Here is a 24,306-nt window from a genome sequence, read left to right as displayed (position 1 = left end):
ATCTAAGAGGTGCAGGATTGTCTCAGGCGAAGCGCCACAGTGGGATGAGCGTGAGGCCAGATATGGGAGTGATCATTGCGGGCTGTGCCGTGGTCCTCACCGCCACTTGGTTTCGATTCGTCGGACGCATCGAACGGGCGATCAGGGAAGCAGACAAGCGCTAGCGTGCCCCTACCCTACGAACCGTTCGACCTCCGAGAATGGAGTTCGAAAAATGGAACGAACGATCGATCGAGTTACCGCACGGGCTTTGGTCGAAGCCGGATATATGCCCTTGAGTGAATACATCGCGATGTTTGGCGACGAGATCGCGGCCGAGGCTTACCATTCCTCTCCAAGCACCGCTCCGGAAATGCGGGAGCAGCAACCCCATCGGTCAATATCCGAAAAGGTCTTCGCTCTCCTTCACTGGCACTAGCTCTCGGCTGGCCTGATCAACATCGATCGTTCGCGATAACTGCATTTGGTCTTCGGACCGGCGTGACCTCGAGACTCAAAGCAGGGCCAACCAAGTCTCCGATTTCGCGGTCCACGATACCTTCGCCTTCGCGCCCAATTTGGGCGAGACCAGCCGGTGCACGACACAACACTATCAAAGACCACGCAACTGCTGGTCTGACGTCTCGGCAGAGAAGTGCCTAAGAGCGGAGCCTGTAGACAAGCGAGGCCAGATATCTAAGTGGCTTTGTGATGCGCCACGAAGTGCTGTCGTGCAGCGCAGTCAATCGCTGTTTGAGACGTTCAATCTCTGCGCTGAAAGCGCTCGATTGTCGTTGGAGACTGTCAATCTTCGCTTGAAGACGCTCGATCTCGCCCTTCAAACGCGGCAAACTTGCAAAGGCCTCAACGACAGCTCCTTCTGCCCTGGCCAAGGTAGACCACTCATCTGGTTCTTTGATGGGGCGCGTCTCGGCCGATAGGTCAATCTTGGTTATGCCGTCGTCGGCTCCGCTGCCGACACGTACACCGAGGGCGTTGAACGAGGACTGTCGCTTGCTGATAATGCAGACGGAGTTTGTGAACGTGATGGAGTGGATATTTTCAAGCGGCACCCCATCAAACGAGCAGTGAAACTGCGCGCCGAACTGCTGCGCGGCCTCAAGGCCACTTAGTTCGCTTTCCCAGTGCTCTGCGTTGATGAGATCAGTAAGCCGCTTGAAGAAAGCCAACGACGAGTATGGATAATAGAGGCCCCCCTCAAAAGTTTTCCAATAGCTCGCGTGCATGTCTTCGACGACATAAAGCCCGCCATCGGACAAGAGCGGAAAGTAATGTGCGAAGGCACGGATCACATCGCGAGAATGATGCGACCCGTCATCAATGATGATGTCGAACTCTGCACACTTTGCGGCAATGGCTGCCTTGATGTCGGGGTGAGCGGCATCGCCCACGACGATTGATATGCGGGGATCAGAGTATTTTAGATCCACGCACTTCGGATTGACGTCCACCCCGACGATCTTCCGGGCCTTCGGGAAGCTGCTCGCCCACACCTCCAGCGATCCACCGTTCTGAACGCCGATCTCCAGAACGTTGACCGGCCTGTCTCGCATTGGCGCAAACGCGTCATTGTACAGAGTGAGATAGCTTGACCACTTTTCAGACGCGTAGCCGTCTGTCCGAGCGCGGAAGATCTCCTCAATCGTTCGAGTCAAATCACTACTCCAAGTAGATTTAAGATGGTCTTTCATCTCAGCGCGAGAATATCGGACCTTGAAGCGCAGAAGCTAGGGCTCCGACAGCCGCAGCTCTGACAACTCTAGCCCAAATACCGATTTGTAAAACCAATGATTGCCATTCTCGACGCTGAGGCGGATCGTCTTCACGCGTCGGCCCGAGAGCGCCGCGAATTCGGCCGAGGAGTTGATGGAGGGGGTGAGCAGGAATCCCGCGCGGCCGAGCGCGGGAACGATTTGGTAGGTTGCCGTAAGGCCATCCTCACAGACGATGTTCACCAGCACCTGCGGCGCCTTGTAGATCGCGCCGACCAGGGCGCCAAGAAGGGTGCGGTGCACGTCGATACGCGCCCATGTTCGAATTTCCGGGTTGATGTTGATCACTTGTTCGAACCCAACGTTGCCACGTTCCAGCGGATGGAAGGCAAGCTGCCGAGGTTCAGGCCTTCGCCGATAGACCAGAAGTGTGCCGGTATATGCAAGGTCATATCGTGACCAAATTTCGGGCCAAGAGGGGCCATCATCAGTGGCCGCATACCGGTTGTTGACCCGCTCTTCCGGCCTGATTTCGAAAAGGACCCATTGCGGCGCGCGAGCAGAACGCAGGAACAGCGCATTTTGTTCGGCCAACTTTTCAGTGTGCGCATTGAGCGAAAGATATGCTGGTCGCGGATGGTAGATGAGATTCGGGGCAGCCAGTATCACGCCGGTTTTGCGCGGATAGACGTCGGCTGTGCCGGTAAATTCGTCCGGCAACGCGGCCAACCGCCGGATCTGCTGAAACATCCGCTCGCCCGCAGCCGCATCGTAATTCCCGACCAGCGCGCTATTCATCCCGAAGGCCTGTGCGCGCGCCTGACCAAAACCGAGCAGCAAGTCCCTTGGCTGGAAATTCGTCAGCGACAACACGACACAACACGCGCCAATGCAGATGGCCGCGGCCGCGCGCGACCAGATCGAGCCGACAAATCCGAGCAACAGTGCCGAAATCCCGACCAGAATCACGGACTGCTCGATCTGATTGCCTCCGAAGGCATGCTTCAGGTTGACTGCAGAGACGCCCGCGGCAAGCAAGATCAGGAGCAGCCGGCCAAGCAAAGGCTGTCTCGATAGCATCGGGATAAGAATCAAGGAGAGGGCCGCGATGTAGGTTATTGCGACCGTGACAGGGCCATAAGGATACCAAAAGCCCTTCGACATCGCATCGCTATAGCCGGCCGAAAGGTCCGCTGACGTTAGAAACCACGCAGGAAGATTGGCGAGATGTTGGCCGGCCAGCAGCCACGACACCAATAGGCTCGCGATGAAAAAAAGACTGAGCGCTGGAAACGACCTGCGAGCGAGGTCCCGCAACCCGATTAGCGCATAAACTCCGACATAGATCGTGGTCAGACTGAACTTGACCAGCGCAGCCGTGCCAATGATTGCCGTCGCGACGTAAAGAAGTACCACCAGCCATGGGGGCAACTTGTCCGGTGTCGAAAGACAGAGAATGCCGACACACAGAGCTGGCGCGATCCACATGGCTTCATTCCAGCCAATGAACCACAGATACGCATTCCCAAGCGCGAGCACGAGCGCAAGCGATCTCGCCCAGGTGTTGGCAAAATAGCGCCAGACCATTGCAATGATCAGTGTAGCCGTGACGAGCGCAAGCACGACCCGATAGGCCAGGACAGGCTTCACGAACTCTGGGTAGACTGGCCACCATGCCAGAAACCCAAGCGGCCCGTAGGTGAAGACGACGTCGGGTCCCCACTGAGCGCCCTGCCGGAACAGGGCGGGATGGGCGAGGGCAAACGCCAGGTCATCCGAAATATCGCCGAGATTGGACACAAGCTTGGCCGGTGGCGACCATGGCGGTAGACCGACCAGGCACAACACCAGCAATGCGCAGGCGAGAAACGCCGCTGTCCTTCCCGTCACTGTCAGATGCCCCACATTGCCCCAATCACCTCTATCAGTGTGCAGCGAGTTTGCAACCGATGGCAGCGCGCCATCGTCGCCGCAAGTCCGGTGCGTTCACCGCCCTGCAAATCGAACAGCAGATCCGGTTGCAAGCAACGAGGGCGGCGATACTGCAAGTTCGATCGCGGCCCAGAGCTTCGATCGGCGGAATGCAATAAGGCCAAATATTCCCATGGCAATCTCCACGAGCATTCCGGCATTGCCTGTTGCCAAAATGATTGGGTAGTCCATCAAGTTGACCCCCAATCCAAAACTATAAAATTGCAATACAGAACAATAACTTATACAGACCCTACTCGCTGCGCAGCAAGAGCTGGTGTTGCAAATCTGTCGATTCGGAAATTTTCGGCGCAAAAGATCGGCTGAGCGTTTATAGAGGGTTAGTTGAACGGGGACAGGAAGGCGGATGAAGGTTGTCATTTTGGCAGGTGGATTGGGAACTCGCATCAGCGAGGAATCTCACCTGAAGCCCAAACCCATGATCGAAATCGGCGGCAAGCCGATTCTATGGCACATCATGAAAATATATTCGCACTACGGCATCAGCGAATTCATCGTGTGCCTGGGCTACAAGGGCTACGTAATCAAAGAGTATTTTTCGAACTATTTTCTGCACACGTCGGACGTGACATTCGACATGCGCGACAACAGGATGGAGATCCACCAGAAGTTCGCTGAGCCGTGGACGGTCACGCTGGTCGACACCGGCGAAGCGACAATGACCGGCGGACGGCTGAAGCGCGTCGCCCCCTATCTCCGCAACGAGACGTTCTGTTTCACCTACGGTGACGGCGTCTCGGATATCGATATCGATGCGCTGATCAAGGTGCATAAAAAGGCTGGGCGGCAAGCAACCGTCACGGCGATCCAGCCACCCGGGCGATATGGTGCCCTTCGTATCGACGACGGCAGGGTCGAGCAGTTCCAGGAAAAACCCGCCGGCGATGGCGCCTGGATCAATGGAGGTTTCTTCGTGCTCGAACCGTCCGTGATCGATTATATCGAGGGCGACGATACGGTCTGGGAGCAGGCGCCTCTGCAGACCCTTGCAGCCAACGGGCAGCTCACCTCCTACCAACATGATGGTTTCTGGCACGCGATGGACACATTGCGCGACAAGAACCAGCTCGAGGATATGTGGGCGAAGGGCCGCGCGCCCTGGAAAAGCTGGTAGAGATGTTTTCCGAGATCTATCGCGGTCTGCACGTGCTCGTGACAGGTCACAGCGGCTTCAAGGGAAGTTGGCTGACGCTCTGGTTGGAGATGCTGGGCGCGCAAGTGACCGGCATTTCGCTGCCGCCCGAATCCAGCCCAAACCACTGGGACATCCTTGGCCTCGACATCAATTCGAACTTCATCGACATCCGCGACCAGGAGGCGCTGGAAGGCGCCATTCTGAAGGCGCGGCCCGACATGGTCTTCCACATGGCGGCGCAGCCGCTGGTGCGCCGCTCCTACCGCAGCCCGGTTGAGACCTGGGCCACCAATGTGATGGGAACGGCCCACCTGCTCGAGAGCTGCCGCAAGCTGCCCGGGCTCAAGGCAGTGGTCGTGGTCACCACGGACAAGTGCTACGAGAACAAGGAGTGGGTCTGGGGCTATCGCGAAATCGATCCGCTGGGCGGTCACGACCCCTACAGCGCCTCGAAAGCCGGTACGGAGCTGGTGGCCGCGAGCTTTCGGCGCTCCTTCTTCCACATGGCCGGCAGCCCCTTGCTGGCAACCGCGCGTGCAGGCAACGTGATCGGCGGTGGTGACTGGTCGGAAGACAGGCTGATCCCCGACGTGGTACGGTCGATCGGCGCCGGCCGCTCGGTCGAGATACGCTCGCCCAACGCGACGCGGCCCTGGCAGCATGTGCTGGAATGTCTATCCGGCTATCTTCTGCTTGGCGAGCGTCTGCTCAAGGGCGATCAGTCGTGCCTGGGAGCCTGGAATTTCGGTCCGGATCGCGACGGCAATCGAACGGTCAAGAACGTTCTCGAGCAGATGCAAGACGCCTGGCCGGCCGTCGTCTGGCACCACACAGATCAGGAGCGGCCGCATGAAGCCGGGCTTCTGCAGCTCGATACCAGCAAGGCCCAGAGCGAACTAGGTTGGCGACCGGTCTGGAGCTTCCAGGAGGGCGTCGCGGCGACTGCCGAGTGGTATCGGGCCTGGCTCGAACGCAATGAAGTGCTGAGCCGGATCCAGCTCGAACGCTATGTCGCCGCAGCCTGCGCGCGTGGCCTTGTCTGGACAAGGGGCCGCGGGGCATGAAACTGGTCCAAACCGAGATCGCCGGGGTCTGGATCGCCGAGACCAACATGCTTTCGGATCACCGCGGTTCGTTCCAGCGTCTGTTTTGCGCCAATGAGGAGGGCTGCATCATCGGCGCGCGCAAGATCGTCCAGATCAACCAGTCGATCACGCGCGCTACCGGTGCGGTCCGCGGCCTGCACTATCAGAAGCCCCCGATGGCCGAGATGAAGATCGTGCGCTGCTTGCGAGGTCGGGTGTTCGACGTCGCGGTCGACCTTCGCAAGAATTCGCCCACCTTCCTGAAATGGACGGCAATCGAACTTGCGCCGGACAACCACCGCTCCTTCGTGATCCCCGAAGGATGCGCGCATGGCTTCCAGGTGCTGGAGGAGAAGTCCGAACTATTGTATCTGCACACGGCATTCTATTCGTCGCCGGACGAAGGTGCCGTTCGATTTGATGATCCGATGGTCGGGGTCGCCTGGCCCCTGCCGCCAAGAGACTTGTCCGCACGTGATTCCTCACATCCCTATCTTGATGCGGGCTTTAAGGGCATAGAGCTATGAAGTGCCGTCACTGCCACGCGCAATTGCAACATGTGTTCCTCGACCTCGGGCACGCGCCACCCTCGAACGCCTATCTGTCGGAAGCGCAGCTCCGCGCGCCGGAGACGACCTTCCCGCTGAAGATCCTCGTCTGCGACACGTGCTGGCTGGTGCAGACCGAGGATTACACTGCGGCCGACGAGCTATTCTCCAGCGACTATGCCTACTTCTCCTCAACCTCGCAGGGATGGCTGAAACACGCCAAGGCCTATTGCGACAAGATCACGGATGCGTTGCATCTCAAGCGCGACAGTTTCGTCATCGAGGTGGCCTCCAACGATGGATATCTGCTGAAGAATTTCGTCGCGGCGGGCATCCCCTGTCTCGGCATCGAACCGACCGCAAGCACTGCGGATGCCGCCGAGAAGATCGGCGTGCCGGTGCTCCGCGCGTTTTTCGGCACGGCCACGGCGACAAAGCTGGCTCAAGGCGGGCAGCAGGCCGACCTCATCTGCGGCAACAATGTCTACGCCCATGTGCCTGACATCAACGATTTCACCGCGGGCCTGCGGATCGCGCTCAAGCGCGGCGGCACGATCAATCTTGAGTTTCCGCATCTCAAGAACATGATCGCCTATAACCAGTTCGACACGGCCTATCACGAGCATTTCTCGTATCTGTCGCTGACGGCGGTCGCCCGCATCTTCGAAAAGGCCGGGCTGCGCGTGTTCGATCTCGAAGAGCTGCCGACGCACGGCGGTTCTTTGCGGATCTATGGGTGCCATCATGATGATCCGCGGCAGACGACGGCGGCGGTGACCGCCATGCTGGCGGAGGAGAAGCGGTCCGGATTGCAGGACCTCCGCCTGTACCAGGCGTTCCAGCAAAAGGCCGACAAGGTCAAGAACGACTTCCTCGCCTTCCTGATCGAGCAGAAGCGCGCTGGCAAGTCGGTCGCTGCCTATGGCGCCGCAGCGAAGGGCAACACGCTGATGAACTATGCCGGGCTGAAGCACGACCTCATCAGCTTCATCTGCGATGCCGCGCCCTCCAAGCAGAACAAGTTCATGCCCGGCAGCCACATTCCCATCCTGCATCCGGAAGAGCTTGCCAGGCGCAAGCCCGATTGGGTTGTCATCCTGCCCTGGAATATCGCCGCCGAAGTCCTGCAGCAGCATGAGCAGATCAAGTCATGGGACGGCAGGTTCGTGGTGGCGGTTCCGGAGCTGAAAGTTCTGTCATGAAGGTCGTGGTGACCGGCGCGACCGGCTTCGTCGGCCGGCATGTCGTTGCCTGTTTCGTGCGCGAAGGGCATTCCGTTGTTGCCGTGGCACGCGATGCCCAGCGCGGCGCGACGATGCCATGGCACGGGCAGGCGGAATTCGTCGCCTGCGACCTTGCTGCGGATTTCGGGCTCGTGATTGAGCATTCTCGAGAGGCCGATGCGCTGATCCATCTGGCATGGCCCGGCCTGCCGAATTATCGCGATTTCTTTCACATCGGCCGCAATCTGCTGGCCGATGTCGCTTTCCTGGAAGCCGCCGTCGCAGCCGGAACGCGTCAGCTGATGGTGGCCGGCACCTGCCTCGAATATGGCATGCAGTATGGTCCCTTGACCGAGGAGATGGAGACCAGACCCCATACGCCCTACGGCTTCGCCAAGGATGCGCTGCGCAAGAGCCTGGAGCTGTTGCGGAAGCAGCAGCCGTTCACGCTGCAATGGCTACGGCTGTTCTACATGTATGGCGAAGGCCAGAATCCGAACAGTCTCCTCGCCCAGCTTGATCGCGCGATCGAGCGCGGCGATGTTGTCTTCAACATGTCCACCGGCGATCAGCTACGGGATTACCTGCCGGTCGAGGAAGTCGCCGCCGACTTTGTCCGGGCAGCGACCAACTCGGAACGCTGCAGCGGGGTGATCAACTGCTGCAGTGGGCGCCCGATTTCGGTATTCGATCTGGTGCGGCAGCGATGCGAGGCCCGCGCCAGTTCGATCCAGCTCAATCGTGGACACTATCCCTACCCCGACTACGAACCGATGGCGTTCTGGGGCGTCCCCGCCAAGCTCGCTCCCCTGCGCCAGGCGACGTGAGGCTCAAAAATTGAGCTTCTTGTAGATCCGCCACGGAAGCCAGACAACCGCAAGCGCGATCAGCTGCCAGAACCGCGGAAAGAAGCGCACGCCGAAATCGCGCCCTTCGGTCGCAAGGACATGGCGTGCGACCTGCTCCGGTGTCACCACGGGGAATAGCAGGCGCTGGCCAAACGACTGCTGCGTCTCGATATATCCGAGCCGATACAACTGCACGACGACGCCGGTACCTGCAGCGAAATGACGCAAACTCTCGAAATAGCTCTCCAGTCCACGCTTCGCCGCCGAATAGATCACATTGGCCTTGCGGCCGCGCAGGGCGGCGATCGATCCAAAGCCGACGATGCGCGCTTTGGGTTGGCGCAGCAGGCTCGGCAAGAATCGCGCAGTGACCGCGGCTACGACGGTCAGGTTGCTGTTGAGAATGGCAAGGGAAGCGTCTGCATCCAATTGCGCCTTGTCATCGCGCCGCGAGAACCCGATCGGAAAGTAAAGCTCGTCGATGTCATCGATCTCGGCCGCCACCGCGGAGAGCCGCTCGGCAAAAGCTTCGGGATCGCGGGCGTCCGCGGCGACGGTGACGACAGTTGCGCCATAGACCAGGCGCAGATGCGCGGCCAAGGCATTGAGATCTTCCGGGTCGCTTGCTGCAAGCAGAAGCGGCTTGCGGTTGGCCGCCAGTGCTTCCGACAGCGCTCGGCCAACGCCGGCTGAAGCTCCGACCACGAGAGCCGTCACAGCTTCAACCGTTCCGACAGATCCGAGCGGAACAGCCGCTTCGGATCGAATGCGCGCAAGGTCTCACGAAACCGGCCGGCATCAGGATAACACGCGTCGACGACCGCGCGCGGCAGCCGCGAATCTTTGATGATGTTCGGGATTCCGCCAAATTCGATGATCCGTTGGTCCAAGAACTCCATGAACATGTCCGCGTCGGCGCCGGCGGGCATGTTCAGCGCCAGCGAAATGCCGTCACCCGTATAGCGCAGCAACTCGCGCGAGCCAGCAAAAGTCTTGGCGGAAGACAGCGTGATCGGCAGCGGCTTCTGCCGAAGATAGCTGCGGATTGCATCCACATAGCTCGCTGTGGCAGCGTAGGGCAGTATCGCCTGATATTCCCGGAAGCCGGCGGCACCGAAGAGCTGGAAATAGGCCTGCGCCTTGTGGGTCGGAAACAGCGCGTCTGCCAGCGCCACGACTTTCCCCTTGTGCGCTGATCGCTGCTGCCAGCGATAGAGAGAGTTCAGCATCCGCGTCGAGAGCCGGTTCAGAAGAGGCACCGGTAACCTGGCCCGACCATCCGCCGACAGGACCGGCGCTTCCGCTATGCCGGGCGTTGTGCCTGGTGCTCGCTCCTGCGGCACGAAGGATCCTTGAATCAGGAAGCCGACGCCAAAGCCGTCGCCGGCCGTACTCATGTCGTGCCAAGTGTACGAAAAATCTGCATCTCGGGCCGCCCCACGCAAGTGATTGAACCCTTCCTCCGCACTCGCGAAGGGCGCGGCGCGGATCTCCACCCATGGGATTGGCGCGGCAGAGGCCCGCAGCCGGGCGCAAACGATATGGCCGGTCAGGCCGTAACCGCCGCAGGTCAGCCTGAACAATTCGGCGTCACGCTGCGGCGACAATTGCAGCGTCCCATGCGCCGGATGGACGAGCGTGACTTCTTCGACCTGGTTGATAAAGGTCCCGTCTCGGGTCTGGTTCTTACCGTGAACGTCAGCCGCGATGCAGCCCCCAACGGAAATGCGCCCATGACCCGGCTGGACCGGCAGGTAGAGACCACGCGGGGACAGAAAGCGATGCAGGGCGGACAGCGTGATGCCGGTCTCCACTTCGACCACATTGCGGCCTGAGTCGAAATCAAGCACACGATCAAACGCGCGATGCGAAACCGAGAGGCCGTCGGCGAGAAAGCTCGCGCCCGCATAGGAAAGACCTGCCCCACGCGAAATGCGAGGGGTCTCGTCGAGCCTGCCGCGCCAGAAGCGATAGCGGTCTGGCTGCTGCAAGTAGCCGCGCGCCCGCACGCCGCCGTCGAAGCTGACGAAACTATGGGCCGCCCGTGGCACGCCGTCGCGCGATTGCATGGCTGCTTCGTTCAAGGCGTCACGAGGGGCGGCTGCTCATGCGTATAGCGCCGATTCATGACGTAATTCGGCCGTCCTAATCCGTTCTTGTACGATCGTGCCACGTAAAGCGCAGTGAACGAGGCGGTCAGCCCCAGGAAAGTGCAGCCGCTCAGCACATTGAGCAGCATCAGCCATGGATTTCCGCTCTGAATCTGCATGACGCCGAGCAACGCCGTCAGCAAGAGCCATACTGGAAATACATAGATCGGCAGGCGCAGCGGCAGCGTCGTCGACGAAAGGATCCCGGCGATCGCAAAGATCGTCATCCCCAACAGATTGTAGTTGGTCTCGCCCGCGATGCGGCGCTCCCGCTTGTAGGGCAGACCGATGCGATTGAAGCCGACCCGCGAGATCGAGGCACGAATGAAGGGAAAGGAGTTCTGTTCATTGACGATGGCGTCGCGGACCTCGGACGTCATCAGGGAAAACTCAGCCATGTAAAGGATGATATCGTCGTCCGCGAGCAGACGGACGATGTGATAGAACGCCTTGCGCATCATCTTAATCGGCCTCGCCTCCGCGCGATCAACGCGCGCGCCATAGACGATATCGAAACCCTTCTCGTAGTAGCTCACGAAATCGAGAAGCATCTCCGGCGGATCTTCGCAATCCACGTCAATGAACATGATGATGTCGCCTTGAGCGTTCCGCAGTCCGCATTCCAGCGAGCGCTGATACCCAACATTCACGCTGAGTGTGATCACATAGACGAAGTCGTATTGCGCGCGCAGCTTGCAGATCTCGCTGTAGGTCCCGTCCTTCGAGGCGTTATTGAGAAACAGCAATTCAACATGATAATTCGCGGACAGTTGCTGTATCACCGGCAGGGCGCGCGCGAAGAACAGTGGAACGGTTTTCTCCTCGTTATAGACGGGGCAGATAATCGTCAGACGAGGTCGCGACTTCGCCTCGGTCACTGCGCATACTCCATGGTAAACTCCATCGTCAGCGTTCCCCGCCGCGCCTCGTCAGCATCCGATATGATGACCGGCTGCTGGCTGCCTACAACCGGCTCATACAACGGCAAACAGGCCGCATGGACATCGCTCCCCGATCCGGTGAAAACAAGCTCATAGCTCTTTCCCTTACTGCTCCCGAGATAAGGCAGCTTGAGACGAACGGGTCGCCAATCTTTGATCTGATCGCCTTGAAGCGAGCCGCTGGCGATTGAATCGGCGCCGCCGATCTCTTCGAGCCGCCAGTTCACGTGCCCGTCCGTGCCCGCTCCGTTCGGTGTGACGAATTTGAGAACCAGACTCCGCAAGCCATTGTCGGAAGCCATGAAGTTTTGCGTTACCGTTCGCGTCGACGACAGGCAGGCTGGCTGGCTGAACTTGCCGACGGCAGCCGGCACCTCAATGGCCGGGCGATTGGCATAGGGGCCGATTTGGAGCAGTTGAAGCTCTTTCTTCAGAAAGGCAACGGATTCAGGCTCCGGATGAATGAGCTTGTCCTCAGGCATGGGCTCCAAGCCCCAGAGATAGGCCATGGAAAGGCTCTCGTTGAACCGGTGGGCATCCGCATAAACTGGTAAGGCCCTAGCATAACTGACGAAGGACAGCACCACGAACAACGTCGCGGCAATCATCATGATCTGGTTCGGGCGCAGCTTCCCCGGCAAATTGTCCCACCAGCCTTGCGCAAAGCCGGCGCCGAGATAGTAGAATTGCCCAAGCAGGAGATAGGCGGCAAAGATAGTGTAGCGGCTGGCGTTGCCGTTGGAGACGCCGTACTCGTCAACCGCTGCCCTCGCCCATCCGGTCGCGACTGCCGACAAGATGGCAAACCCTGCAAATCCGAACAACACCATCGCCGCGGGATCTCGCGTGCGCAGCCGCGGCCAGCCGTGAAGGCCAAGGCACGCGAATGTCGCGAGCAGACCGCAACCGCCGACCACGTTCGCTACCGTCGAAATCGGAATATCGAACATGTTGCGATAGGGAAACCAGAGCAACCCGGAAAACGGCGCGCCGAGATAGGCCAGCGAAAAGTGCACAAGCTCCCCGATGCTCGGATGCGTCGCCCTCTGCTCCATGGTGATCCCGGGAAGATAGCAGGCAGACACCAGTGCCAAATTGGCGGCCCAAAACAACCCAAACCGGTCGGGTCGCAGCAATTGGGATCCGGACAGCTGAAAAGCGACCATAATGGCCGCCATCGCAAATAGTCCGTTCGTCAACGTATAGGCCGCGAGCCAACAGCTTGCTGCAGCGAGGATGTGCGCGGCCCGGTTCGTTGGCCACAGAAACACCAGCATGAACCCCAGCGCGATGAAGAAATTGGTGGCGTTGAGCTGAAACATCATCGACCACCAATGATTGTTGTGGCCGACCGGAGAAAACATGACGAGCGATGTCAGCAGCAGAATGATCGGATACATCGCCTGACGGGTGCCGGACGCGTAGAGACGCGTGATGACGGCCGCATGGCATGCGAACGCCCCGTAGATCGCCACATACATGTAGATATATTCAGAGCGAATATCCCAGTCCGTAAGAACGGCATTGAACAGCATAACCAGCCGATAGACGAATGGACGGGTGTGATTATGGGGCGCCCAAAGCGATGAGAAGTGGAACGTGCCGTCGTGCCAGGCTGCGATCCAGCGGATCAACTCGGTATGGTCCCAGAACGGGACCGTGATCGCCGAGTACTGAATCATGATTAGGATATAGAGCGGCGGAATCGCAGCGAGCACGAAAAGCAGCGGCGCGATCACCGGCCTCAAGTTTGCTACAAACGAGCCAAGCCGCCACACGTCAAACCATCTTCATTCGAAAATGAAATTGCGGGAGGTACCGTAGCGGACAAGACCCGCGCTGGTCGCTGACCACATGGGCCACGACGCCCGGGGGACAGGGCCGCGCCAACCTTGGATCTCGACCTTGGCACGAATGAGAGGCGAGAACGCAACCGTCCAGCCGTGAGCCGCCAGGCCATCGCACAAGCGCCAGACTATGCTCTCCCTGCTCCAATCCTTGTTCAGCGGCAAGAGCCCGACTTGCTTCAGCGCGGCGATGCGGAAGAATGCAAGCGCCCCTCCGGGCAAGGCGACACTCTGCGGTTTCGCGGCCAATGCAAAGGGCCCTCCATCGCTCGCCGCACGGCCGAGCCATGGCGATTCGAGCTTTCCTGCCGGATTCCTCATGTAGCAGCCGTCAACAATAAGCTTGTCGCGGTTGACGACATTGCCGCCCACGGCGCCAACGCCTGGATGCAGGTCGAACAGCCTCGTTGCCTCGAGCAGCACGTCGTCCTGGTTCTCGATCATCACGCCGTTTCCGGCGCACAGCAGGATAGAATCATCCCTGCAAACCTGGCGGCCGTCGATAGCCAGATCGCCGATCCAGACGAACTCGGGGAGATCGTGACGGCGTCGCGCGATGTAGAGCTCAGGTGCACCGCGGAACTCAGGCCAGTCCGCCACTTCGAAGAGTTCCGGCCGTGGACTCTGCGCGATATGGCGCTCAAGTACATGCCGCACGGAATCCAGCGACCGTGCATCCCCCTCAGCATTGTTCGTGGTCGAGCCGGCGTGTTGCCGCCAATGATACAGAACTTCGGGGACATGCTGCATCCTGGCTTTCGCCGCAGCCATGCGAGAGACCACGTCCCAGTCCTGGGTCCAATTGGCCGTGGCGTCGCTGTAGACGTCAGCCTTCAGTGCGACCTCGCGCTTCATCGCGCACAGATGCCAAATTGCCGAATTTTCGAGCGACAGCACGGGATCGTAGGCGGCACGCAGGAACGGAAATCTCGGTTTCCCGTCGACGAGAATATCCTCATCGGAGAACAGGAAATCGGGGCGACCGTTGCGATCGATCTCATGCGCCAGGATCTGGACCGCGTCGTCGGTGATGAGATCGTCGCCATCAACAGGAACGACATAATCTGCCTGCGCAGATTCAACGCCTACACGCAACGCCGCCACGATGCCAGCAATCTTCGGCGCGACGATCAACGCCGCTTTCCACTCCCCATCAGCTTTGGCGCGGATGTGCTGCAGCATGTCCTCGGGCATCGTCCCATTCACGATCAGCAGCCACTGCGCAACCGGCAGGGTCTGCCGAGCGATCGAGCGCGCAAGCTCGTCTAGTAGCTCGAGGTTGCTGCCCCTGTAGACTGGCGTGACGATCGCGATCGTCGCTGGGTTTGTGGGCATGGGATAGCGTAGGCCTCGGAGCCGAGTCTCGCTCTCAAGCCAGCGCGCATAGGGCTGCGTCTGAAGTTGCAACTGTTGCAGATGGCGATCGCGCGCCTCCGGAGCGACAGGCGTATAGGCGGTTTCCCGCGTCAGCCCGAGATGTCGCGAGTAATATCTGGTGTCTGGCATCAGCGACCAGAACCGCGAGAGGAAGCGGGATCGGGCGGCGGCCGGAGCCCTGCTCTCCGGCACGACATCCACCTTGGCGGCCATAAAGGGCGAGAAAATCACGCGAGCACCGCTCTCGGCCGCCAGTCCGCCGAGCCACGAACCGATCATGCCCAGCGGCATCTCCTCCGCCAGCAGCGCCGGCATCGCCTTGAGCAGAAACTCCCGTTTCACGACGAAATGGGCGCTCGCCACCGCCGAGACCGAATGCGCCTTCCAGGCAATCGCCGAATACCCTGGATCGGTGAGCGGACGACCACTGTCAGGACAATCGCAACCGTTACCGAAGCCAAAGATGCGAGGACCGTCGATGATACGTTCCCCGTTATGCAGCGTACCGCCCACCATCACAGCATCAGGGAACATCTCCAGCAGTCCCGCCGAATCCCAGCGCCATTCATCGTCGTTTGGGATCACACCATTCCAGATGACGTGAACGAGATCGCTCGACAGCGCCGCGACGTGCCTGCTCAACTGCTGCAGGGCATCCCCTCTGTCGGCCACCACCTGCAGTTCCGTCTGCGGATCTGCCGCCGCGGACGAAGCTTCAACGACCCGGACGGTCGCGCAGGAGACAGGCGCGTTGCGGTCCCGGCGATACCACCAGTCGACATTGTAGTGGAACAACGGGCTTGAGACGAGCTGCAAATGCGGCGCAGATCGCGCAGCGAGCGCTCGCTGCAGCGTCGCCGCATGCGACTCTGAAATGTATGATTTGGACCCGATATTGGCGGATGTCGACTGCTGATGCATGCGCCACGTATAAAGCGCTTCCGGAAGATGGTGCGGCACATGATCGGCATTCATCAGCCGAATGAAACTATCCCAGTCGTGGCAGCCCTCAGCGTTCTTGTCAGTGTAGAATCCGAGCTCGAGTGCCAATTTGCGATTGATGACGCAGAGATGAGCAATGTAGCACGAATGTAGAAATAGTACGGGGTCCCAGTCGGGCTTGAAGTATACTTGGCCAAAATTCGCACCGTCGAATTTGTCCTCATCGGTATAGACGGCCGCCGGATAGTTCGCCTCTTTCAGGAAACGTGTAACGACATTTACACAATCGCGATCGAGCAGGTCATCGGAATCCAGCGGCATGATGTATTGACCGCTTGCGCGCTCCAGGCAGAGCCTCATTCCGCCGACGATTCCCAAATTCGTCTCGACGCGCTCGAGCCGAACTCCCGGATGACGGCTGAGTTCCGCGAGCTTTTGCTTCGTCTCGCTCTGTGTCGATCCGTTGTCGAGAATGAACCACTCGAACTGCATGCCGCCGTCCTGCAAGAAGACGCTGCTGGCAAGCTCATCGAGGTAGACTGCAGGTGTATCGTAGACGGTGGTGACGAACGATAGCAGCCCGGGCTGCTGCAGATATTCACCCTCTCGACGACGGCGATTCAATGCCGTTGAGCGATGGCGCTCGTAGTCGGTGACCGGGCATGCAGGAAGACCCGCAACAAGCGGTCTGCTTCCCTGAACCGAGAGCTTCCGCAACCCGCTGATGCGGACGAGCAGCTCTTCAAGCACGCCATTGAGACTTTGATCCCAATCGAGCGGAAGAGCGATGTTTCCGCTTGGATCCGGGCTCGGAAGCCCAACATTGATGCGCCCGATCGCGGCCCCTAGAACCGAGGCTATGCTGTCGACGTTCGGCTCCGCGACAAGAATATTCCGTGAAAGTGATCGCATCCGCTCCGGCGACTTAACCGAAAAGCTGTTTGTCACAACGAGTTTGCCGGCTGCGGCCATTTCAAGCGGCGGATAACTTGGATGCGGCGACAACATGAGCGACAGCAACAGATCGGCCGTCCGCATTTGCCTGGCATAATCACTGAAGCTCATCCAGGGCAGCGGATTCAGGACAACTCCGTTTCCAAGATTCACAGGCGGGAGCTTTTCGCCCATCGCCCAGAGCTCCCAGTTGTTCGCGTTGATGTGTCCGGCCGCCACCGCCCGCTGCAGCGCGACGACACCGAGTTCGAACAAATTCCTGCGCGCTACGGAAGGGCGCGCATAAAACAGGAGAACTTTCTTTTTGCTTCCGCCATTTTCCGACGTCCGCTCTGGGTAGTAGAACTTGCGATCCAAAGCCGGCTCAAACCACAGGGCATCCCTCGCAAACGCATCATCGGCAAAGCGCCCCGCTCGCTGATCTATGAGGTAGTCAAGCAGCAAGCGCGTGTTGACGATCGGAATATGGTCAAAGTCATACGTCTCCAAGGCGCGCGCATGAAAAGTCGACCCTTCATGCAGGATGGGTTCGAAATCCTGGATGAGATAGATAAGCGTGCGATGGATCGTGCGCGCGACCGCGTACTTTGCGATTTGCGCGGTCCACCAGGCCGTGGCGAGAAAGATATCCTCTGGCCCGATCACGACTGGTTTCTTTCGATCGAAACCATCGATAAACTCGATCAGGTCGCGTCGAACCGGACGTCGCAACAGCTGGTCCATATGGCCGAATAGCGCGGCGCCGTCGCCTTCGAACGCGGAATCGCAGGCGATCAGGCGGATGCGCTCACCTCGCTCGGCCAACAGCCCCGCCAGAATCAAAGCCGTGTTTGGTCCGCCCGACATGTGCGCACGGTTCAGACTCGGCAGTATCACGTTTATCGCAGGACGCGTCGTGAGCTTGTCCGAGATGGAGAAATTCAAAGGAGCGCTCAGATGAAACCCGGGCGGCGAAAACTCGGTCTCGACCCGCCCTAAGTCGTCCGACGAAACGACATCCAAGGGCATATCCCAGATCGCGAGATTTCGAAGCTCGTCGGCCTTGACCAAGCCGTACCGCAAAACCTGCCGGCCAAGCAGCTGCCCTAGTCGGGTTCCTTTCAGGTGACGGCGATAGAACGAGACTCCCTCACGTACCAGGAATTCGCGTGATATTGTCCGGCTTTTCATTGGCAGCGAATCCCGGCCAAACGGCTGAATTTTGATGATGTCCCACCAACCGATTGGACGCCCGACCCACCACCGGGCCGGAAGAAGCAAGCGAACTGGATAAGACCGCGGCAAATATTTGCTCGCGGCGCGCGAGTTCCCGCGTAGGAGGCGCGGGAGGACCTAAACGGTCCTGACCACATGCTCAAGTTCGAAAGACCGTCCCCAACGCACTGGAAGGCCCCTCCTCCTGGTAACCGGTCACTGATATTCTGTTCGCAGGCCATGCGCACTTCCCCAAGCCATCGTCTAAAAAACCGTCAACAACATGACCGTAGCTCGACGGCCTGATACAACGTCCGGTTTTAGGGGAATCCGGCCTAAATCGCGTAAGGGTCTCACTGCAACAGCCAAAGATATCCACAAAGGCCTCATAGAATAAAAAACAGGCTATGCAAGCTTCTACTTCGCAACGGGTCCGAGGCTTATGTGGACGAGACGGCTCATGACTGGCACTAGGGCAACAAGTCAGAACATGCACCGTTTTGTTCTGATCGGGCCGGAAAGGGAACTTCGTACAACGAGTTCAGGGCTGCGCCCAGGTAACTCATTGCGAGTCCATGCATTTCAGTCCTATCCATCGCCCATTGACGCCAGTGATCGGTTACGCTCTTTAGAATAGAATCCAAGCGGAGTTGGCAAGTGGAATTCGAACGGTTGCAAATCCTCGATGTGGGGGTGGTCCTCCTCACCCGGCACGGCGATCAGCGCGGTTTCCATTCGGAAACCTATCGCGCCGACACGTTTGCAGCACAGGCGGTGAACGCGGCCTTCGTTCAGGACAATCATGCCCGTTCCGCCTCGAAAGGGGTGCTCAGAGGGCTTCAACTCCCATTGGCCCCCAGAGCCCAAGGTAAACTCGTAAGGGGCATCCGCGGGGCGATCTTCGATGTCGCCGTCGATATCAGGGTTGGCTCTCCGACCTACGGAGCGCACGTAGGAGGCGTCCGATGTTCGAATGACTCGGCCCTTGGAATAGACTGGTCGCTTCCTCACAGCGAGATCATTCTGTCTCAAAAAGATAGCAAGCAGTCGCTCCTAGCGGAGATACCGATACCGTTTCGCTTTGTAGAAGGATGTTGAGATGCGGGTGCTGGTCACGGGGGGAGCCGGCTTCATTGGGTCGGCCGTTTGCCGCCATTTCATCCTGGACCTCGACTATGAGGTCGTCATCATCGACAAGCTGACCTATGCGGGCAACCTAGCTTCGCTTGCGCCCGTGGCCTCTCATCCAAAATATGCGTTCGAGAGGCACGACATTTGCGACGAGAAGGCGATCAGTTCGATTTTTCAGAAGTATCGGCCGGATGCCATCGTGCACCTCGCCGCGGAGAGCCACGTCGATAGGTCCATCACCGGGTCCGATGTGTTTGTGAAGACAAATGTGCTCGGGACGTTCACGCTTCTCGAAGCGGCGCGACGCTACTTTTCGACGGCCGACAATCCGCGCTTTCGCTTCATCCATATCTCCACGGACGAGGTCTACGGCTCATTGGGATATGAAGGGCTTTTCACGGAAAAGACACCCTACGACCCGAGCTCGCCCTATTCCGCCACCAAGGCGGCTTCAGACCATCTCGCCAAATCCTGGTACCGGACCTATGGCCTTCCGGTCATCGTAACGAATTGCTCAAACAATTACGGCCCTTATCATTTCCCCGAAAAGCTCATCCCTCTCACGATCCTGAATGCGTTGGCTCAAGAGCCGCTTCCCGTTTACGGAAACGGATCCAATGTTCGGGACTGGCTCTATGTGGAAGATCATGCGCGTGCGCTTGGCGCAGTTCTTGCGCACGGCAAACCCGGCGAGACTTACAACATAGGCGGTCGCAACGAGCGCAAGAACATTGAGGTGGTGCGCCAGGTTTGCAGCTGGATGGACAAATTGCGGCCAGTTGCCGGCTCACATCATGATCTCATTTCGTTCGTGCCCGATCGGCCCGGACACGATCAGCGCTACGCAATCGATGCATCCAAACTTGAAAATGATCTGAGTTGGCGCGCCCAGGAAACCTTTGAAAGCGGCATAGAAAAGACCGTCCGCTGGTACCTGGCAAACGCCGATTGGTGGCACCCTCTGAGAGAGAAGGTCTATAATGGCGAGCGTCTCGGATTGCTGAAAGCGTGAAGCGCGATGCGGCTCTATGTTGCAGGCGCTGAGGACAGGTCACGCGGTCGTTGGCCAAATCGGGCTGCTCATGCGAATGTTGTGATGGGCTTCGGCTCGCGCCTGGACGTCGACTCGGCACGTCCGGGTTCAGTTCTGGCGGCAGTTGCCAACGAAAAGCTGCAACCTCTGTTCGATGTCGGCCTTTCACCTATTGGCTGACTATTTAAATCGTCTTCTTGAAGGTTAAGGGATCAACCATGAAAGGCATCATCTTAGCGGGCGGCAGCGGGACGCGGCTGTACCCGATGACTTTGGTCACCTCGAAACAATTGCTTCCGGTTTACGACAAGCCGATGATCTACTATCCGCTGTCGACGCTTATGTTGGCCGGCATCCGCGACATCCTGATCATCTCAACGCCCCACGACTTGCCGCTGTTTCAATCCCTGTTGGGCGACGGAGGGAAATGGGGAATCTCACTTTCCTACGCAGCCCAGCCAAAACCCGAAGGCCTCGCACAGGCCTTCATCATAGGAGCCAAGTTCGTGGAAGGTCACCCTTCCGCGCTCATCCTTGGTGACAACATTTTCTTCGGCCATGGCCTGCCGCAACTGCTCGCGAAGGCCACGTCACGTGCATCAGGCGCAACCATTTTTGCCTACCGGGTCGCCGATCCCGAGCGCTATGGAGTGGTCGGCTTCGACGGAAAGGGCCATGCTGATTCGATAGAAGAAAAGCCAAAACACCCCAAGTCAAATTTCGCCATTACCGGCCTTTACTTCTACGATACTCAAGCCGTTCACTTGGCATCCAACATCCGTCCGTCGGCGCGGGGAGAATTGGAAATCACTGATTTGAACAAGTCGTACCTGGAGCTCGGGCAACTAGCAGTCGAACGTATGGGTCGAGGCTTCACATGGCTGGACGCCGGAACACCGGACAGCCTGTTGGACGCTGCAGAATTTGTAGCTACTCTCGAAAGGCGGCAAGGAATGCGAATAGCCTGCCCGGAAGAGGTTGCTTTTGGGCAGGGCTTCATCGACCGAAATCAGCTAACTAAGCTGGCGGATTCTTTAGGAAAGAGCGACTACGCTCGATACCTTATGAGCGTCGCCGTCGACAGCTAAAGGCTGTACAGGTCAAGACGATGGGATGGACGAGCAACCTAAGCCGCCGCAAACTACTTTCGCGCGGACCCTAGCGTTTCGGGCCGACGGCGCCCCGGTGCAAGGATTCGCATTAACTGTTCCGATGGTTGCCCAGCCTAGTGAGATGGCCTATAGAGCCGATTCAAATTCAGGATGGGCGCGCAACCGGTGGCAGCAGGTTTGGACCAACATTTCGGCGCGTTGCGGGAGAAACCGAGGATGAATGGCGCCCTCCCCGAGGTCGTCCACTTCGGCGTGGGGAGTTCAAAAAAGGAAGCGACGATCCGAGACCTGGTTGAGGGTTCCCGCCGTTGGCGGCTCTGGATTTCGCTCGGCTGGCTCGATGTCAAGCAGCGCTATCGCCGGGCGGTGCTTGGCCCTTTCTGGATCACCATCAGCATGTCACTCTTGGTGCTGACCTTGGGCACCGTGTATGCTGGTCTTTTCAAACAGGATGTTCACTCATTCCTGCCCTATCTCGCGGGCGGCTTCATCGTCTGGAATTTCTGCACGGCAACAATAAATGAGAGCGCGACGGCTTTCACCGTGGCCGAAGGCCTGATCAAGCAAGGCGGGATACCGCTCTCGCTCCACATTTTCCGCACCATTTTCCGCAACTTCGTCATTAACGCGCATAACATCGTGGTGATGCTGCTTCTATATATCTGGCAACCGTCGCTCTTGAATTTGAATCTGCTGTTGCTCGTTCCCGGCCTTGCGCTGATGCTGGTGAACTTCGTCTGGATTTCGCTCATCATCGGCGTGCTCTGTACCCGGTTTAGGGATTTGCCGCCGATCATCGGCAACGTCCTGCAGATCCTATTTTTCGTTACTCCCATCATGTACCGGCCGGACGCGCTTCCCGCCAATCTCAGCTTCATCGTGAGGCTGAACCCATTCTACTATCTGATCGAAGTGGTACGGAGCCCCATGTTAGGGGCCGCCCCTCCCGGATATATGTACGCAGTTGTGGTTCTTACTGCGGCTGCCGGATCACTTCTCGCGTTCTGGCTGTTTGTACGAACGCGCGCTCGGATTGCCTACTGGTTGTAGAACATTGAGGCGTGATGGCGTCAGTAACGGCAAATGGCAGAATGAACGCTAGGGTCAAATTCGATCATGTCGGGATCGAATTCCCGATCTATTCGGCTCACGGACGTTCCTTCAAGCGATCGGTCCTGCAGTATACGACGGGAGGACAGATCGGGCTCAGTTCCAACCAGAGGGTCGTGGTGTCCGCGCTGAACGACGTTTCGTTCGGCGCCGAACATGGGGAGCATATCGGCCTCATCGGCCATAATGGTGCGGGGAAGTCCACACTGCTGCGCGCCGTTGCGGGCGTCTATGAGCCTGTTCTCGGCACGATTTCCGTATGCGGGCGCGTTGCCTCGCTGATCGATCTGACGCTTGGCATGGATATGGAAGCCAGCGGGTTTGAGAATATCCGCATTCGTTGCCTGCTGCTTGGCTTGGAACCCAATGAAATCGACGCCCACCTTGACGACATCGCCGACATGACGGAGCTCGGAGATTTTCTCGCGATGCCGGTGCGCACCTATTCGAGTGGCATGGTGCTCCGACTCGCATTCGCGATCTCCACCTCAATCACACCAGACATCCTGTTGATGGATGAATGGATCGGCGCGGGCGATGCATCTTTTGTGAAAAAAGCCCAGGCGCGGCTGCAAAGCCTGCTAGGCCGCACCGGCATCCTGTTTATCGCTTCTCATCAGGAAGACATCGTCAAAAATAACTGTAACCGCGCGATCTGGCTCGAGCACGGCGCGATTCGTGCTGATGGGCTGCCCGCGGACGTATGGCGAGAATATCAGGCCTGGAGCAACCAAGCGGGCGGGTGACAGCCATGAGGATCCCGGGCGCGCCGTCCTCCCGCATCGCTGTCTTGAGATGATGATTCTTGGCGAAACCACTCGACCGCGGCGCATCCTCTACGTAGTAAACGAGGATTTCGCTTTCCTTCTCAACCGGCTGCCGATGGCACGTGCAGCGCGCGATGCTGGTTTTGAGGTCCATGTCGCCACCAAAGTGAATAATGGTGCGTCCGCCATCGAAGCGGAAGGCTTCGTCCTGCATAGGATTCCGTTCCGGCGCGGCGGGCTCTCGCCGCTCGCGGCGATCCCAACGATCAAGGCGGTCCGGCAGGTCGAAAGAGAGATAAGGCCAAGCATCGTGCACCACTCCGGCCTGCAGTGCTGCGTTTTCGGCTCGCTGGCTGCGCTCGGCCAAAATTTTCCGATGGTCAACGCCATCACTGGGCTTGGCTACATCTTTACCTCGGGGAGTCGGCGGTCGCGCCTTCTGAAGCAGAGCATGATGTGGCTGCTGCCTTGGCTTATGAACCGCAAGCGCAGCAACATCTTAGTGCAAAATCCCGACGATCGCGAAGCGCTGCTTGCGCTTGGCATCAAGCCGGACCGGATGACGCTGATCCCGGGCTCCGGCGTCGATGACGAAGCTCTAAAGCCGCTACCCGAGCCTGACGGTCCGATCACCATCGGCTTCGCTGGACGCCTTCTGGTTGACAAGGGCATCCGCGCACTGGTGTCCGCACACGACCTGTTGCGCAACCAAGGCCGCGAATTCAATCTCATTATCGCGGGCAACCCCGATCCAGCCAATCCGGCTTCTGTGTCGCGTGAGGAGGTCGAAGCATGGACCAGACGTCCGGGTATCACGTGGCTTGGGCACATCGACAATATCGTCTCGCTGTGGCGCTCCTGCCATATCGCCGTGCTGCCGTCGCATCGCGAAGGCCTGCCAGGAGCCTTACTGGAGGCGGCCGCTTGTGGCCGTCCCCTGATCGCAACCGATGCGCCAGGATGCCGAGAGATTGTACGCAACAACCAAACAGGTCTACTCGTGCCGATCGAAGATGCAGCGGCACTAGCGCGAGCGATTGCACTGCTCGCTGAATCTCCGCATTTGCGTGCACGGTATGGCGAAGCAGCAAGACAAGTCGTCGTCGAGCAGTTCTCAGCAAGGATCATCGGAAGCGCGATTGCCGAGCTTTACAACGACTTGGCGTCTCCATGACGACCACTTTGCAGGCACAAATGCCGCCCTC

The 24,306-nt window shown here is 58.8% G+C and carries 20 protein-coding genes; 12 read left to right on the top strand and 8 right to left on the bottom strand.

From position 1 onward, the window contains the following. Window positions 1-214: 214 nt before the first annotated feature. Window positions 215-418 carry a hypothetical protein gene (locus tag K288_RS52675; protein WP_152535702.1) on the top strand — a complete coding sequence of 68 codons (204 nt, stop codon included), beginning with the start codon at window positions 215-217 and terminating at the stop codon, window positions 416-418. Window positions 419-638: 220 nt separating this feature from the next. Here K288_RS52675 and K288_RS46735 read toward each other — a convergent pair whose 3' ends face one another. The 3 genes from K288_RS46735 to K288_RS53715 form a co-directional block, all read right to left on the bottom strand. After that, on the bottom strand, window positions 639-1,655 hold the full coding sequence (locus K288_RS46735) for a CmcI family methyltransferase (protein ID WP_051334760.1): 1,017 nt from the start codon (window positions 1,653-1,655) through the stop codon (window positions 639-641). A gap of 72 nt (window positions 1,656-1,727) precedes the next feature. Beyond that, the gene (locus K288_RS0127625) at window positions 1,728-3,602 is read right to left on the bottom strand and encodes an exosortase/archaeosortase family protein (protein ID WP_160169010.1); all 1,875 of its coding nucleotides are present in this window, start codon (window positions 3,600-3,602) and stop codon (window positions 1,728-1,730) included. A gap of 96 nt (window positions 3,603-3,698) precedes the next feature. Continuing rightward, entirely contained in the window at window positions 3,699-3,875 is a 177-nt protein-coding gene (locus K288_RS53715; RefSeq protein ID WP_160169009.1) for a hypothetical protein, read from the bottom strand. A gap of 175 nt (window positions 3,876-4,050) precedes the next feature. On the opposite strand from K288_RS53715, the gene rfbF reads away from it, so the two are divergent. From rfbF to K288_RS0127600, 5 genes are read left to right on the top strand one after another with little or no spacing between them, the layout of a single operon-like run. Next, window positions 4,051-4,818, top strand: coding sequence for a glucose-1-phosphate cytidylyltransferase (gene rfbF / locus K288_RS0127620; protein ID WP_027582477.1), 768 nt, complete (start codon window positions 4,051-4,053; stop codon window positions 4,816-4,818). A 2-nt stretch (window positions 4,819-4,820) separates the two neighbouring features. After that, window positions 4,821-5,903 (top strand): CDP-glucose 4,6-dehydratase, encoded by a 1,083-nt coding sequence (gene rfbG, locus K288_RS0127615; protein WP_152535700.1) that lies wholly within the window; start codon window positions 4,821-4,823, stop codon window positions 5,901-5,903. Next, complete coding sequence (locus K288_RS0127610; protein ID WP_027582475.1) at window positions 5,900-6,451, top strand: dTDP-4-dehydrorhamnose 3,5-epimerase family protein; 552 nt, start codon at window positions 5,900-5,902, stop codon at window positions 6,449-6,451. Before rfbG ends, K288_RS0127610 begins: the two co-directional genes overlap by 4 nt. After that, window positions 6,448-7,674 (top strand): class I SAM-dependent methyltransferase, encoded by a 1,227-nt coding sequence (locus tag K288_RS0127605; protein WP_027582474.1) that lies wholly within the window; start codon window positions 6,448-6,450, stop codon window positions 7,672-7,674. Before K288_RS0127610 ends, K288_RS0127605 begins: the two co-directional genes overlap by 4 nt. Further along, on the top strand, window positions 7,671-8,522 hold the full coding sequence (locus K288_RS0127600) for an NAD-dependent epimerase/dehydratase family protein (protein WP_027582473.1): 852 nt from the start codon (window positions 7,671-7,673) through the stop codon (window positions 8,520-8,522). Before K288_RS0127605 ends, K288_RS0127600 begins: the two co-directional genes overlap by 4 nt. A gap of 3 nt (window positions 8,523-8,525) precedes the next feature. Here K288_RS0127600 and K288_RS0127595 read toward each other — a convergent pair whose 3' ends face one another. The 5 genes from K288_RS0127595 to K288_RS46730 are packed head-to-tail and all read right to left on the bottom strand — an operon-like array spanning window position 8,526 to window position 17,924. Further along, the gene (locus tag K288_RS0127595; protein ID WP_244443274.1) at window positions 8,526-9,248 is read right to left on the bottom strand and encodes an SDR family NAD(P)-dependent oxidoreductase; all 723 of its coding nucleotides are present in this window, start codon (window positions 9,246-9,248) and stop codon (window positions 8,526-8,528) included. A gap of 8 nt (window positions 9,249-9,256) precedes the next feature. Beyond that, window positions 9,257-10,612, bottom strand: a complete 1,356-nt coding sequence (locus K288_RS0127590; RefSeq protein ID WP_027582471.1) for an FAD-binding oxidoreductase — start codon at window positions 10,610-10,612, stop codon at window positions 9,257-9,259. 11 nt (window positions 10,613-10,623) lie between these two features. Next, window positions 10,624-11,571 (bottom strand): glycosyltransferase family 2 protein, encoded by a 948-nt coding sequence (locus K288_RS0127585; RefSeq protein ID WP_027582470.1) that lies wholly within the window; start codon window positions 11,569-11,571, stop codon window positions 10,624-10,626. After that, window positions 11,568-13,412, bottom strand: a complete 1,845-nt coding sequence (locus K288_RS0127580) for a hypothetical protein (RefSeq protein WP_027582469.1) — start codon at window positions 13,410-13,412, stop codon at window positions 11,568-11,570. Before K288_RS0127580 ends, K288_RS0127585 begins: the two co-directional genes overlap by 4 nt. A gap of 12 nt (window positions 13,413-13,424) precedes the next feature. Further along, window positions 13,425-17,924 (bottom strand): glycosyltransferase, encoded by a 4,500-nt coding sequence (locus K288_RS46730; RefSeq protein ID WP_084799752.1) that lies wholly within the window; start codon window positions 17,922-17,924, stop codon window positions 13,425-13,427. Between the two features lie 681 nt (window positions 17,925-18,605). Between K288_RS46730 and K288_RS0127570 the strand changes: the two genes are divergently transcribed. From K288_RS0127570 to K288_RS0127545, 6 genes are all read left to right on the top strand, one after another. Then, window positions 18,606-19,046: a dTDP-4-dehydrorhamnose 3,5-epimerase family protein gene (locus tag K288_RS0127570; RefSeq protein WP_027582468.1), complete on the top strand. Its 441-nt coding sequence runs from the start codon at window positions 18,606-18,608 to the stop codon at window positions 19,044-19,046. 1 nt (window position 19,047) lies between these two features. Next, window positions 19,048-20,091 carry a dTDP-glucose 4,6-dehydratase gene (gene rfbB / locus K288_RS0127565; protein WP_027582467.1) on the top strand — a complete coding sequence of 348 codons (1,044 nt, stop codon included), beginning with the start codon at window positions 19,048-19,050 and terminating at the stop codon, window positions 20,089-20,091. Window positions 20,092-20,330: 239 nt separating this feature from the next. Continuing rightward, on the top strand, window positions 20,331-21,200 hold the full coding sequence (rfbA, locus tag K288_RS0127560) for a glucose-1-phosphate thymidylyltransferase RfbA (RefSeq protein ID WP_027582466.1): 870 nt from the start codon (window positions 20,331-20,333) through the stop codon (window positions 21,198-21,200). A 240-nt stretch (window positions 21,201-21,440) separates the two neighbouring features. Then, entirely contained in the window at window positions 21,441-22,274 is an 834-nt protein-coding gene (locus K288_RS0127555) for an ABC transporter permease (RefSeq protein ID WP_051334758.1), read from the top strand. Window positions 22,275-22,288: 14 nt separating this feature from the next. Continuing rightward, window positions 22,289-23,080, top strand: a complete 792-nt coding sequence (locus tag K288_RS0127550) for an ABC transporter ATP-binding protein (RefSeq protein WP_084799750.1) — start codon at window positions 22,289-22,291, stop codon at window positions 23,078-23,080. A 52-nt stretch (window positions 23,081-23,132) separates the two neighbouring features. Then, window positions 23,133-24,275 (top strand): glycosyltransferase family 4 protein, encoded by a 1,143-nt coding sequence (locus K288_RS0127545; RefSeq protein ID WP_027582463.1) that lies wholly within the window; start codon window positions 23,133-23,135, stop codon window positions 24,273-24,275. Window positions 24,276-24,306 lie beyond the last annotated feature (31 nt).

This window comes from Bradyrhizobium sp. Ai1a-2 (assembly GCF_000426245.1).
GTDB lineage: Bacteria > Pseudomonadota > Alphaproteobacteria > Rhizobiales > Xanthobacteraceae > Bradyrhizobium.
This window is presented reverse-complemented; position numbering and strand designations above follow the sequence as displayed.

Coding starts and splice junctions, on each gene's coding strand:
- K288_RS52675 (WP_152535702.1), top strand. CDS start 215: ATGGAACGAACGATCGATCGAGTTACCGCACGGGCTTTGGTCGAAGCC.
- K288_RS53715 (WP_160169009.1), bottom strand. CDS start 3,875: ATGGACTACCCAATCATTTTGGCAACAGGCAATGCCGGAATGCTCGTG.
- rfbF (WP_027582477.1), top strand. CDS start 4,051: ATGAAGGTTGTCATTTTGGCAGGTGGATTGGGAACTCGCATCAGCGAG.
- rfbG (WP_152535700.1), top strand. CDS start 4,821: ATGTTTTCCGAGATCTATCGCGGTCTGCACGTGCTCGTGACAGGTCAC.
- K288_RS0127610 (WP_027582475.1), top strand. CDS start 5,900: ATGAAACTGGTCCAAACCGAGATCGCCGGGGTCTGGATCGCCGAGACC.
- K288_RS0127605 (WP_027582474.1), top strand. CDS start 6,448: ATGAAGTGCCGTCACTGCCACGCGCAATTGCAACATGTGTTCCTCGAC.
- K288_RS0127600 (WP_027582473.1), top strand. CDS start 7,671: ATGAAGGTCGTGGTGACCGGCGCGACCGGCTTCGTCGGCCGGCATGTC.
- K288_RS0127590 (WP_027582471.1), bottom strand. CDS start 10,612: ATGCAATCGCGCGACGGCGTGCCACGGGCGGCCCATAGTTTCGTCAGC.
- K288_RS46730 (WP_084799752.1), bottom strand. CDS start 17,924: ATGAAAAGCCGGACAATATCACGCGAATTCCTGGTACGTGAGGGAGTC.
- rfbB (WP_027582467.1), top strand. CDS start 19,048: ATGCGGGTGCTGGTCACGGGGGGAGCCGGCTTCATTGGGTCGGCCGTT.
- rfbA (WP_027582466.1), top strand. CDS start 20,331: ATGAAAGGCATCATCTTAGCGGGCGGCAGCGGGACGCGGCTGTACCCG.
- K288_RS0127555 (WP_051334758.1), top strand. CDS start 21,441: ATGAATGGCGCCCTCCCCGAGGTCGTCCACTTCGGCGTGGGGAGTTCA.
- K288_RS0127550 (WP_084799750.1), top strand. CDS start 22,289: ATGGCGTCAGTAACGGCAAATGGCAGAATGAACGCTAGGGTCAAATTC.
- K288_RS0127545 (WP_027582463.1), top strand. CDS start 23,133: ATGATTCTTGGCGAAACCACTCGACCGCGGCGCATCCTCTACGTAGTA.